This is a genomic window from Pseudoalteromonas denitrificans DSM 6059, assembly GCF_900112265.1.
In the GTDB taxonomy this organism is placed as follows: Bacteria; Pseudomonadota; Gammaproteobacteria; order Enterobacterales; family Alteromonadaceae; genus Pseudoalteromonas; species Pseudoalteromonas denitrificans.
This window is the reverse complement of the sequence record NZ_FOLO01000025.1, coordinates 17,618-31,490: the sequence shown is the minus strand read 5'-3', so window position 1 is coordinate 31,490 and position 13,873 is coordinate 17,618. Positions and strand designations below refer to the sequence as shown.

The following is a 13,873-nucleotide window of genomic DNA, read 5'->3' as shown; positions in this document are numbered from 1 at the left end:
ATAAAGTGACTTATTTATAATGTTCAAATTGTTAAAGAGCGAGAGTAATAATTAAAAACAACTCAAAATTAAAAATTAATGCATTACTTATCGATATTTAAAATAAAATTGTACTTTTTATAACGTTAAAACAAACCATTAATTATTTAATGATGGATTGGGAGTAACAAGGGTAAGTGACGCATGATAAAGTTATCTCCCTTTCTTTTAATGGGTATTTCTGATAACTCTTTACTTAAAAACTTCCAAGGATAAGTAATACGTTCATCATTCCTATCTTCATTATTAGTAAAAACATTCTTAAATTGTTTTTTAGTGACTCTATACCAAAAATCTCTTGGTCGATTGTGCTGTTTATCAAACTCACATGTCGTTTTATCAAAAATTCTGTAATATTCAAAATTGGGAATATCCGCTAAAGGTTGTGTAATATCCATAAAATTTTGAATCATCTCCCAATGATGGATAGTATATACATCTGAACCACTGATGTTTTGATACATAATTCCTTGCTGATAATGTAGCAATGTAAAACCATATTGCGGCACACCATTTGCGGTATGCACAGTGCGATGATGGGCATTAAATTGTTCGAATGGTAATGCAATAAAACTCTGTTTGTCTGCTGTAGGAAACTCAATATTACCGGTGGAGCGGTTAAACATTGCACATTTATAAATCGGTTTAGGGATAAATAAATAAATAAATAAATATAATAATTTCAATATTATTAAGCCAAATATCCAATAACTAATAAAAGGTAGCCCCTCAACAATCGTATCTAATGCGTCCAAGAAACCTCTAGTTATAAAGACTAAAGCCACTACAATAATGTAAAAACCAGGTACAATTAGGAAGCTTATAAAAGTAAAAAACTGCCACATCAATAAAATAGCATCCCACACTGTTGCATTACCTGTTGAAGCTAAAGGTAAACGTAATTCACGCTCTTTAATATTGGCATGTTTTAAATCAGATAAATCTTCTGTTCTCGATGGTACTCTTTGTGAAAAGTCCCAACAAATGCCATAAATATATCCCCTTGGAAATACATCTCTTTTACATTGGTCGCGGGCTAACATGCTCTGCCCTTTTCTCTCTTCAGGTTGTGCCATATTCCGGTAAATAGGGTCTTGTTTACCTTTGTAGGCTGTTTCTGAATATGGCTGGCAATTAGCGCTTTTATTATTACTTGGTGAATTAGGCAAAATCAATTTCCTTAATAATGTAAGCTTTTTCAGATAAATCATCTTTATCTAATGTTGATTGTTCTTGTGCACTGATATGAGGCAATACAATATCTTTACTTAAGCGATATTGTAATTTCACTTGCCAACTCACATCTGTCGCTTTTGACCACATCGCTAAAAATGGAAAATCATAAGTAAAACCAATAATACTATTATCTTTCGTCATTTTTTGCGTAACTCGTAAGTTATTATTATTTACTCTATGTTCCCTACCGCCAAACCATATTCCATCATTTGGGCTGTCTTCTGTTTGCTGCACTTCAATTAATAATTCTGACTGGCCTAAAGTAAAACCGACCAAATTTACATCCACTTTTAAAAAGTGCGAGGCTCCGCTGAGCTTTTGTATCGATAATGACATCTGAGGTTTTAACAACTCGTTAGCTAGAGCTTGATAACACTCATTACCATTGGTTAACCAGCTTTCAAACTTATCTGTACATCTATTTGCTGCATCTTTTGAAAATGGCCCATTGATAGCCCATTTCTCTAAAGCATTATCGGTTAAAGTTAGCGCCAGTATAGTTACTAAAGCACCCGCGATAATTATTGCCCAACCTAAGGGAGTGGTTAATAAAGCAAAACCTAAATAGGCAAAACCCGCTATGCTCAGCGCCGCAGCGGTTAAATGGGCATACGCAGCATCCATATCATTGTATGATGCCATTTGCCAGGCATCACTTAAACTTAACAATACCCCTAAACCAACCCCGACCATACCAATAACCGTCATACGTGTAACACTAAATAAACGTTTATTAGCAAGAAATTTAACATTTGCCTTTAAAGCTTTTATTCCTTGTACTTTTACACCCCCTTCTATATGTGTTGAAAATACATAAGCCACCTCTATACCACTAGCAGCTAAGCTATAAGTTGAAACAACGAGCTCAGCTGTAAACTTATTAAAATCAAACTTCTCTCCTTGGTTAAACTTATCAATCATGCGATTACAATTATATAATTCAAATGCCAGCATCAATGACGGTAAACCCTTATCTAAAATCATAATGCCTTTTAATTTAATGCTGTCTATTGGCGCTAGTTTAAATTCAGGGTCGGCCATATGTTTTGCATATTGATGGCCTTTAGGTACTACAACAAGCTCACCATCTAATGAGGCAAATTGTCCAATTAGCTTATTATGTTCAACCCAATTGGCTTCATTAAAAACCCCTTTATTACTGCCAAATTGTTTGGGGTCTTGAGAGGCAATAGTATTACCGTCACTGTCATAAAAAGTGACAGGATTTTGCCCCGCATTTTTTGTTTTTTGTTTTATTAAATCGCGTCTTTGTTTTCTATTTTTATGAATACGTTGATAGTTCATAATCGCCACAACATCATCACCCACATTTGCAGCTTTTATCACATGCAAAGTGCCCATCTCAGGTAAACCCGTTGCTTTATTAAGCCTTATGATCATATCGCGTACTTTTATAGTATCCGCTTTTAATTCTGATTTTTTATAACGATCAGCCAGGCGCAGCCAGTTTCCACTGATATCACCCATAATAGATTTATAAGCGCCTAATACAGCTTTAAAATGGTGATTAAAAAAAGTACGTTCGTCTTCTTTTTTATTGTCAGAAATTAATTTATGTACTAACGCAAATGCCTGATAACGAAATAAACCACTGCCATCATTTTTGGCTGACTCTGTTTTTGGTGTATAGCTTTGCACAGTGACATCGTATAAATTTGCAGGTGCAGTGAAATAATCGGTTAACCAATGAGGTGCTGTTAGCGCATCTTTTAAGAACTTACCTGCAAGACTATCTGCTTTTTTTTCATCTACTAACCGTTGTTTTTCTTGTGCTGTTTCATCTAACCAAGGCCGAAAAGCACCAATACTTTTATCATCGACTGCCATTAACATTAAAAATTGATTAACCAACTGAAAACCCAAAATGTAATCGAGCTGTTCAAGCGAGGAAAAGTCACGCATAACATTACCCAGTGGAATGTAGTCATCTTGAATTGTATTGAGTATCTGCTCTTTATATTTATCTGCTAAAAAGCTAAATAGTATTTGTTTGTTTTTTGGAAATGCGTTTAAATTTTCATCTAGGATATCACTCGACAAATAATCAATTAAATAGTCTTTATCAATATTTTCAGCACCACTTCGTAAAAACTTATCACTAGCACTATTATTTGTATGTTGCTCACTTTTAATTGTTATAGGCTCGATTGAATGTTTAGATGCAAAAAAATATTTCTCTTTTATTATTTTTTGGTGCAACTTTTTATTAAACATACTTTGATATGTTAAAGACGCGCTTTGATAATGCGTTTTTTCTTGTATTAAATCTATTTCATGTTTAGCGAGTAAAATATTATGTTCGCACTGGGCTGCCAAAGATAAAGCAATACCCACCGCATCGTGCAACACTATTTGCGCTTCACTTTTTGCCTGCTCCATATCAATAAGCTGACATCGCTCATTTAATAACTTTTTAGCTAAGCCTTTATTTTGACAATACGTGGGGGATTTTGTACATAAATGGCGCACATCATTTTTATATAGACCACCTAAAGATGTTATATATTGCCACGACCATTGCACGATAGAGTAAGCCACTTGAACACTTACAGTTTCTAACGATGTAGAATCACAATTTAAACCTATGGTTTTGTGGGGTAATACTAAGTCTTGAAAAGCAACTGAAGTATGGAGCCGTCTATTCTTACCATACTCTTTGGCTAAATCTATTTCAGCTAATAAACCATCTGATACAGCAACAACTTCACGCCATAAAAAACCATTTACAAAAATATAATAAAAACCATTTATATTTTTATCGTATTTAGATAAATTCTCAAATGAATGTAAATATGGGGCTGATGCTTTATTTTTATCTAAACTTGGTTCTGTAAATACCTTTGGCATTACTCCGATATATTGGGTTATCTCAGATTCAGATTTTCTTTGATCTTTTGCATAACTTTCTAGTTGACCCATTGGAATGAGAATTTCATCACCCGCTGTACACTTTAGCTTATATTCTATTGACTGAAACCCCATATTATTCTCCCGTTATAAAACTAATGCGGGCAGAAGAATCATTACCCTCAGTTTTATTTGCTAGGTTTATTTTTTGAGTTGCGGCTCCTTTTTTTGTTATGACATGTCCGACAGACACATTAACGGAACTAATATTCGCAATTGCTAAGCTTACCTCTGCATCAGAGCCTTGTTCATTAAGCGCCTCTCTTTGTTCTACCTCTAACCCTTGTGGGGCTGGCCCACCGGGTTGATTTAAGGGCGCGGGTGGCGTATTTTTGTTGTTCGAGATCATTAAATCGCCTTGGCGAACCGCAGGTTTGCCTTCAATTAAAACGTTAAATGATCCCAGAATAAACTCCGCCTTTCCTTCAATTGTGCCACTGGCGACACCTTTTTTATCGCCCCCCTGATCGCCGGTGCTTTTTGAAAAATTACTGCTCAGATTACAGGCGGGGTTACCATTTATTTTAACTGAACTGGCAGTACTGGCAGCATCGCTTGAGCGTGCTACATTAGAATAGGGAATTGGCACAACCGATGTACCAATCGTAGTTAAACACACATCTACCGTTTGTAAGCTACCGCCACTGTCACTGTGAACGGCGGTTTTACCATTAATTAATACGTTATTTCCTGAAACGGTTGCAACATTGGGTGCTTGTGATTCACTGTCTTTTATTAACGGCTCAATCATGCCTTCTTCCCAGCCTAAATGATCAGACACCAATTGTAAAAATGCATCACCATTCGTAATAGGTTTGTTCATATCCATTTGGGTTTGTTCTTCAAGCCAAGGTAATATGGCTTGATTTTTTTCTTCATCATATTCTGGCGGTGCCGTAAAATAATCAGGTATAAATTCTGCAATCATTTCACCTAAAGTCGCACTCACATATTTTGGTCGTCCAATATGGGCTTTAAAGGCATTTTCTCCACTTTGTTTATCTGGAAATACCGCAATATTATAAGCCATGCCTAAAGCGTTATTTTTTCTTGCTGCCATATTAAAAGGTAATAAACACGGGTTATTATGTCGCCATGTTTGACTACCGCTTGAACGAATGTCGGCTGTTAAAGTATCAATGTCATAATGCACTGCTGGGCTTTGTTTTGCCGCTTGTCCATTTATATAATTAGGCATTATTTAACGTCCTTGTAATTTTTAATAACTTGCTGTTTATTTTCATCTGCTTAGTGTTATGTACAGTATTACTTTTTATATTCTCTTCTGACCTGATTTCTATATTATCTTCGACATTATGTAGTATTACGAAAACCGATTTCATAGGTTTTAAAGGTTGTTGTAAATACGCCAGAGCAAGATTTAAAGTGGTTAACAATTGAGCTCTCCCTAGGTAGCCAACAACAGTAGATATTTGTGGGCAAAGCAGTAAGGCTTGATTTGATTTACTTTTATAAATACTTTGACTATTTTGATACCACTCTTTTTGCCACTCAATTGAATTAATGCCTGCATCTAATACAGTATCTTCGCTGGTAATATTGGCAGCAATGATTTGTTGTGACAGTGCCCCCTCAAATTCTGTGATTGTAATATTATTTGGGTTTTGGCTTTTATCATGATTGATATGGTTATTTTTATTGGCTTCATTATTAATAATAACTGCAGCAATGCCTTCTCCTGGGATCACGCCTAAAGGTCCGTCTTTTAATTGTACACTCATTGTTTTATTAAGTTTACTGGCCCTTTGATAAGACACTAAACTGTCAAAGGCTATCACTAAGGTCGGCACTTCTAGCAAGGCCATATTTTTAAATGATAGATCACCCATGAATTCTACACTAATATTGTGTTTCAGGTGCACTTGTTGAATACTCTGTTTATATTCAGACTCTTGCTGCAAATTTTCATTCACTATGCTTTGTAATAATGCAATATCATCATTATTAAAAATAGACTCTGGATAACATAAAATTAATTTTTTTATATTAAGGCGCTTAATATCAGTCTGCTGTAAAAACTTATGTAACATTAGTGACATTGCTTGCTGTGTTGGCATATTTTCAAGCTCTGGCAGCCTAACAGTTAAATATTCACTACTGAGCGTACTATCTCCATAAATAGGCATAGTTTCAATACGCGAAAACAGCATGTTATTTTCAACCGCAGCATAAAATGCTTTACCGCTTTGCCCTGTGGCATTTATAAAGCCCAAAGGTTGTAATTCCATTATGTTATATCCTTTGTTTGCAGCACTTTAGTTTTAACTACTTTATTTTTTGGCCTTTTTTCAATACTAAATTGTGGTGCTAACCCGCAGTCACTTTTTTTAATCTGTGCGCGCCAAATCAAACTAAAACTTTGCTCATCCCCCTCGATCACTAAGGTATCGCATTGCATATCAAGTTTTTCTCTCATGCCTTCTTCTTTGATATGCTTTAAAACAGGTTTGTCAAATGGCAGTAAAATCTTCACTTCTTGGCGATAGTCAAGATTGGGCAACAAGCCACTCATAGTAAAAAAGCAACCTTCACTAAAGAGAATATCCGTTTGTTGATCTTGCGGTGCCGTATTATAAAAATCATCTGGAAGAGGTGTTTTATAAGGAAACTTTCCAGCCATTAATTGGGGTTGAGCTATATCAGGAATATTATCTGATCTAGGTGACCAAAATAAGGGAATGGCACCAAAACCACCTGTTGGGACTTCTTTTCCAGGGCGTTTGATAAAATAACTGGCAAGTTCAATTGTGGGTAATTGTTGCAATTTTGCATTTTTTGATTTTAATTTATAACCCCGCCCAACCGGATTACTGCCATATACTTGCTCAGGCTTTAACTGATTTATACCACCAAATGCATTTTCGTAATTTATTTGTGTATTTGATAATATTTGTGGATCAGATGCCACCGTGCCTAATAAACTTTTTTTCCAATTTCTCTGGCCTGTAATTCGTAGTATTTTTTCAATTTCAGGTTTTTTTTGATTGTGCGTTATCAATTTACAAGTTACTTCGACCACTCTTGCCGAAATGCCTTTAGGTGGATAAGCACTAAAATTACCATAAAATTCAAATCCTCTTTTAAATGGCACTAATTCATTCGCTGCTTTTAAACTCGTTTTATGGGGATCTCCATGATGTTCATCACTCGAGATAATAGCGTCACAAGGCTGTTTTTCAAATACATTGCCTTGATCATCAAACTCAAAACTTTGTTTAACTATGATGCTAATTATTTCATCAGCCGTTTTTGAAAATCCAGTCGTAAAATCTGCTTGCCAAGATGAAGTATTATGCAACACGGTTTATATTCTCTTGTTCAATTTTTATTTTTTTGTTTATTATTTGCCATTGCTTATCACTAAAAGATAAATTAAATAATCTAACTGCAAATTCTATTGGCCTTGAAATAATTTGTGCTCTTTGTACAAATACACCCGCTAAACCAACTAGTTGTCTGGCAGCACTGTGTGCTAAATATGTTCTGCCAAATATCATATGAGAACCTGCTTGTTGTAATAACTCTCGTCTAAATAATTCAGCTTGATTACAATTAGGTAATGATGCTTTAGTCATATATAAGGTTTTAGCCGTAATATTTAACCAAGCTTGATATGCATATTTTGCTGTTGTTTCTTGCGCCATTAATTCAATTATCAACTTGAGCTGTTGTTTATCTTGATAATGACTTAAAACATAAGTGCAATACTGCGGATGATTGATACAAAAAGTTTTACAGGCTTCATGCCAGTCAGGATTATAAGACAATCCTGCAAGGCACAATAACTCTGCTTTATCGTCTGCTTTATCGCATTTAACAAAACGTTGAAAAAAGCCTTTTTGCCAACCTTGAACTTGTTTTACAAATCCCATTACCAATGCTGCTTTTGCAATATTAATATCACTATGGGCATACCCATTTTGTAGCTCGCTTTGGCCTAAATTAGCCTGACCAAATAATATGCTTGCGGTTGCTGCATCTGGTTTAAAGTTTCCAACCAGTGCACTTTGTCTGAATGCTTTTAAATCACATTGCATTTGTGTATTCAAACAATGTTGTACTAATTGTATTCGCTCACAAGGTTTAAAGCGTACATATTCTAGGTTCTCCAGTAATTGTACCGGTTTATCAGCTAAAAACATGCTAACAAAAGGCATTAATGTGTCGGCAGTCGTTTTATCACTTTCTAGCAAGGTTAATACATAATCCCAAGGCTCAGCCACATTATATATTGCTGCTATTAGTGCATTTTCAGGCAATAAATCGTTACCTTCAATATCAGTTTCAATATCAATTTTTATATCACTTAATGCATATAAATGATTCAATAATTGCTGCTCTAATACCTGTAATCTATTGCTTTCAAATACACCTTCGCTGTGTAAATTACGATAATTTTTAGTTAATGTTTTGATTCTTTTTTGATGTAGAGATAACTTTGCAACCTTCACATTAATTCCTTAATTGAGCCTAATGGGCCAACCTGCTAAATTAAAATCTTGTTTACTGTGTGCATTGATCTCTTGTCCTTCAAGCGTAATGCTTCCTTGCGCATCCACTTCTATCGTGCCTTTTGCTGTTTTTAACGTAATACTTTGCTGTGCAGTTAATTCAATATGACCATTATTATCGCGAATATCAGCAGCGGGAACCTGATTTTGTTTAATTAAAACAGCACTCACAATAAAACCAGAGCTAGTATGTTGTAATAAAACTTCATCTCCTGGCTGGCAACGACTAATCGCGTTTGACTGTCCATATATCGCTACTTGATTATTAATATCAGGCCAATATACATGTGTGATCATACCCAACTCATTCACTGCAGCGACAGTTGAAAATTTAGCATTTGTTTGAGGGATTAATTGCGTTACTGAATCTGTCATTTTATGTTCCATAATTAATTATTACTGATTGCATTGCCTTTAATAACAATATTCCCTGCACTGAGTGAGATATTATTTGCATCTATCGTTAAATTGCCACCTGCATCTAATACAATTGAGGCTCCAGACTGGCTGATCTCAATGGCACCATTGCCATTGCCTTTTATTGTCAGATTTGCATTTGCTTGTATATTAATATCACCTTCAGGTGCTTGCATTTCTAAATTGCCTTGCTCAACATATAAAGACACATCTTGTCCAGCTTGAAGTTTTATTGCATCAACCGCCTGTATTTCTGTGCTTCCGTCTAATGCTTGTAAACGAATATTACTTTGTGCATTTGCATGTAAGTCACTTGCCGAAGTAAAACTAATATCTCCTTCTGTGGTTTGTACATTAATGCTGTTTTCCGCCAAAGTATTTAAATCGCCTTTGGCAGTAATATTGACATCTTTTTGTGATACCAGTTGTATTGCATTTTTAGCTGAAATAAACATTTCACCCTCAACAGACTGCAATGTTGCACTGTGTTGGTTGTGAGTGGCATCTAAAATAAGCGCATTGTTATCATCAAGAGTGCCTAAAGATATTTTTTCTTCACCTTGTTTATCATCCATAAGCAAAGTATTGCCGGAACGGGTCACTAACTTGTTTTCATGCGCATTATTAGCATTAACAGGACTTGGTGCATTAGCATTATATAAAGCACCTAAAATAACAGGCCTGTCCAAGTCTCCATTTTCACCACAAACCAAAACCTCAGTGCCTGCTTCATAGGGAAAATGCATGCCATGCCCAGCACCACCATAAGGTTGTAAAAGTCGCGTTTGCTTGCTGGGCTCTCCTAAACCATTTTGGTTAAAAGGCAAGTTCACTTGATATTCACCTTTATCATCAACACCTTGTGCTATTGTGGCATTAAATGTGGCAAAAACACGTTTGTTTTTGAGTAGTGGGGCTTTATAGGTGATGCTAGCAGGCAATAGGGTCACCTGATTTTTATAAGTCAATCCTTTAACGGCCATGCCATATTCAACACCTTGCCCTTGATTAGCTAAATGATGAACCTTAATAACCAGATATTTTCCGTCATAATCAGTATGATCAGTTACATTAATCGTCATGCCTGGGCGTATTGCCCGACAATCAGTGTCGATAATAATAATATCACGTGCACAATCATGTGATTGCTGTCGTATTAATGCAAGTTCCTCCCCCTGATCTGTATCTTTATAGTTTTCTCCCCAATGGTTACTTGTGCCAAAACCTATTTGTTGGGCTAGATTATTTGTTTCGCTGTGTAAGTTTTGCACTGACTCATAGTTATAGTCATCATATACAAAGTCATTTGTTGTTAAGACTGCTTGTCGACTGAATGCAAAAATAGACTCACTATTTCTAACATTGCCTGTAGGCGCTTTATATCCCAATGATACCTGTTCAGATTTACCTGCTAAAGTTTCACTAGAATCACAAATATGCAGAACTTCAGGTTCTAAATCATTTTCAATATAGCCATAAACAAAACCGTATTTACGCATAAAACGGGTAATAAATTCATAATCAGTTTCATCATATTGCACTATCATATCTATGTTGAAATCTGCAATGCTCAGTGATAACTTTGCCATCGGGTATTGCGCATTATTAAATACAGCATTGATAATTTGTGATGCACTTTGATTGGTAAAAACACGGTTTGAACGATATTTTTTTAAACGCCAAAAATATGAATTTAACATTAAAATATAATGATAACCGTTACTATCTTGCCCTCTTGCGGTATAACCCGATACTAAGCCCGATATTTTTCGATTGCTCATAGACCAGGCTAAATTGAGACTCATTGCTTTATTGAGCACCATTTCAGGCTCAATCTGAGCACTACTTACGATATTAATTTCAAATTGATAATCATCACATAAATTATCATTTTGAGAATTAAAACCAATAACATTTAACAAACCGTCCGGTATACCCGATATATCAAGAGAAAAGTGACTTGAATTGGCTTTATGCATTGCTAAATAATCATCCGCAGACATTTTATTCTCCCCTACTCACTTTTAGCTAAATCGGCAAACACAGCTTGAATTTCGTTATCATCATCAAGACACAAAGTGAGCATATCAGGTAAGTCTTCTTGCGCCATAAATTCAAGCACTGACTTTGCGATCCCCGGTAATATTTGTTGCTCTATAATGCTATTGACCATTCTTGCCCCACTATCAGATAACTGACATTTATCGGCCAAGTGTGAAATAACACTGGCATCAACTCGCATTGCCATATTGTGATTACAGTTTAAACGTGTGGCGATGGCTTCTAACTTTAACGATACAATATTTGTTAATGCATCTTTATCTAGCGGCACAAATGCAATTGTTTGCATACGCGCTAATAATGCGGGCGCAAAATAAGCTAACAACTCAGGTTTAATTGTTTCTAATAACTCAGATAATTTAGGACGTTGCCACTGTGTTTCATCAGATGTATTGAGCTGTTCAATTTGCTGAGAAAACTCTCCATTGTCTTCATCTAATGTTACTTCAGATGCCATCGGTTTCATGCATGAGTCAATGAGTGTTTGCGAACCTAGGTTTGAAGTCATAACAATCACAGTATTTCTAAAGTCTATTTCACGCCCTTCACCATCGCGCATAAAACCACGTTCAAATACCTGATAAAACACATTCATCACATCAGGGTGAGCTTTTTCAACTTCATCTAATAAAACAACGCTATAAGGCCTTTGTCTTACAGCTTCAGTTAATACGCCTCCTTCACCAAAACCGACATAACCTGGAGGAGAGCCTTTTAACTGTGACACAGTATGAGACTCTTGATATTCACTCATATTGATGGTTGTTAAAAATTTATCGCCACCAAACAAAGCTTTTGCCAACTCTCTTGCAGTTTGCGTTTTACCAACACCAGATGGACCTGCCAATAAAAATACGCCTAAAGGTCCTTCATTTGTACTGACTCCTGCTTTTGCTACTCGCAGGGATTGTGCAATTTTGTTTATGCCTTCATTTTGACCTATTACTTTATCAGTTAAAGCATTTTCTAAGTTAATCAAAGTTGTGATTTCGTCTTTGACCATAGAACCAACAGGAATACCTGTCCATTGCGCAATGATCACGGCAACTGAATCAGCATCGACTTCTGAAAATAAACTATTGCCCTCTTCATTTTGTTGTTTTAGCAGGGTTCTTTTTTCTAGTAATGCCTGATTATTTTCACTTGGGTTTTGTTTTAATGCGTTAATCTCAGTTAAAGTAGCAAGCTGAGTTTCCCTGCCCAATTGCATTTTATCCCGTCTTGCTTTTGCTTCGTTTAATTCAATTTGCATTGTATTTATAATGTCTTGCTCAATCGCCAAGCCTTCGCTTTTTTCTTGACTTAAGTTTTCTAATCTTTTTGTTAAATAGGCGATATGTTCTATTTCACTTTCAATAGCGGCAGGAATAGTCGCACTTGACATTCTTACTCTCGCCGCGGCAGTATCGAGTACATCAATTGCTTTATCGGGGAGTTGTCTTCCAGTGATATAACGAGACGATAATGTCACAGCAGCTTCTATTGCCGCATCTGTGATTTGAATATTATGATGTTGCTGATATTTAGCTTTAAGCCCAGTTAACATTAACTTTGCAGCTTGCTCACTTGGTTCATCTATTTTAATTAATTGAAAGCGACGCTCTAGTGCGGCATCTCTTTCAAAATATTTTTTATATTCACTCCAAGTCGTCGCCGCAACCGTTCTTAATTCCCCTCGGGCTAATGCAGGCTTTAATAAATTAGCGGCATCACTCATGCCCGCATCACCGCCAGCACCAATTAATGTATGTGCTTCATCAATAAACATGATGATTGGCGTAGCAGATGACTTAATTTCATCAATGACTTGCTTTAACCGACGTTCAAACTCACCTTTAACCCCTGCTCCAGCTTGTAATAGGCCCATATCTAAAGTCAGTAATTTTACGCCTTTTAGCTCATCAGGTACCTGAGCATCAATAATACGTTGTGCCAAACCTTCGACAACTGCAGTTTTACCCACCCCCGGATCGCCGACTAAAATAGGGTTATTCTTTCTGCGGCGACACAAAACATCTATCATCATTCTAATTTCGTCATTTCGGCCTAAAACAGGATCTATTTCCCCTTGCTGCGCTTTGTTTGTTAAGTCTTCACAATAATCTCTCAGGGCTTGACTTGTCTGAGTCGTTTCAGATGTTGTATTTGCGTTTACTTGTGTCTGTTTAACACTGTGACGTTCGCAAGATTTAGCACAAATTTTGTTTAGGTTTTGTCTTAAAAAATTGACATCTAATTTATCAAATAATCCTGCGAGCCCAAGAGCCTGACTAAAAGGCAATAACTCTTGCAATGAATCAACAAGTGCAGCACCTGTGATCCAATCTCCTTGGTGATGCATATTGGCACAAAGCCAAGATTTTTCTAACCATTCATATAAACGTCTTGAAAACACAGGTTTACTTTGACTTCCTGAAGGTTGTTTATTCAAATAGTCAAGTACTTGATGCCATACTGCATCTTGATCAATCTGAAAAAAATGGAAAATTTGTTCAATATCACCATTTTCACCTTCTTCCATCAATTTAATTAATAAATGCTCAGGTAATACTTCAAAATGGCTTCTGCTTGCAGCAAAACCAGCTGCGGCTTCAAGGGCGACTGCTGTATGGGTATTAAGTTTATCAATCAGTTGTTTTATACCTTGTAAATCCATTTTT

Annotated in this window: 9 protein-coding genes; all 9 read right to left on the bottom strand. The window is 36.0% G+C overall.

Annotation, left to right across the window (positions count from 1 at the left end; all coding sequences use genetic code 11):
• Positions 1-146: 146 nt before the first annotated feature.
• From BM088_RS15105 to tssH, 9 genes are read right to left on the bottom strand one after another with little or no spacing between them, the layout of a single operon-like run.
• Complete coding sequence (locus BM088_RS15105; RefSeq protein ID WP_091985899.1) at positions 147-1,208, bottom strand: hypothetical protein; 1,062 nt, start codon at positions 1,206-1,208, stop codon at positions 147-149.
• Positions 1,201-4,278, bottom strand: a complete 3,078-nt coding sequence (locus BM088_RS15100) for a hypothetical protein (protein ID WP_091985896.1) — start codon at positions 4,276-4,278, stop codon at positions 1,201-1,203. Before BM088_RS15100 ends, BM088_RS15105 begins: the two co-directional genes overlap by 8 nt.
• Position 4,279: 1 nt before the next feature.
• The gene (locus BM088_RS15095) at positions 4,280-5,401 is read right to left on the bottom strand and encodes a DUF4150 domain-containing protein (RefSeq protein WP_091985893.1); all 1,122 of its coding nucleotides are present in this window, start codon (positions 5,399-5,401) and stop codon (positions 4,280-4,282) included.
• Positions 5,394-6,452 carry a hypothetical protein gene (locus BM088_RS15090; RefSeq protein ID WP_091985890.1) on the bottom strand — a complete coding sequence of 353 codons (1,059 nt, stop codon included), beginning with the start codon at positions 6,450-6,452 and terminating at the stop codon, positions 5,394-5,396. Before BM088_RS15090 ends, BM088_RS15095 begins: the two co-directional genes overlap by 8 nt.
• Positions 6,452-7,525 carry a DUF2169 family type VI secretion system accessory protein gene (locus BM088_RS15085; RefSeq protein WP_091985888.1) on the bottom strand — a complete coding sequence of 358 codons (1,074 nt, stop codon included), beginning with the start codon at positions 7,523-7,525 and terminating at the stop codon, positions 6,452-6,454. The genes BM088_RS15090 and BM088_RS15085 overlap by 1 nt, the downstream gene beginning before the upstream one ends.
• The gene (locus tag BM088_RS15080) at positions 7,515-8,675 is read right to left on the bottom strand and encodes a hypothetical protein (protein WP_091985885.1); all 1,161 of its coding nucleotides are present in this window, start codon (positions 8,673-8,675) and stop codon (positions 7,515-7,517) included. The genes BM088_RS15085 and BM088_RS15080 overlap by 11 nt, the downstream gene beginning before the upstream one ends.
• Before the next feature lie 9 nt (positions 8,676-8,684).
• Positions 8,685-9,110, bottom strand: coding sequence for a hypothetical protein (locus BM088_RS15075; protein ID WP_143085088.1), 426 nt, complete (start codon positions 9,108-9,110; stop codon positions 8,685-8,687).
• Between the two features lie 14 nt (positions 9,111-9,124).
• On the bottom strand, positions 9,125-11,155 hold the full coding sequence (locus BM088_RS15070) for a type VI secretion system Vgr family protein (protein WP_091985879.1): 2,031 nt from the start codon (positions 11,153-11,155) through the stop codon (positions 9,125-9,127).
• 11 nt (positions 11,156-11,166) lie between these two features.
• On the bottom strand, positions 11,167-13,869 hold the full coding sequence (gene tssH / locus BM088_RS15065; RefSeq protein ID WP_091985876.1) for a type VI secretion system ATPase TssH: 2,703 nt from the start codon (positions 13,867-13,869) through the stop codon (positions 11,167-11,169).
• Positions 13,870-13,873: the final 4 nt, after the last annotated feature.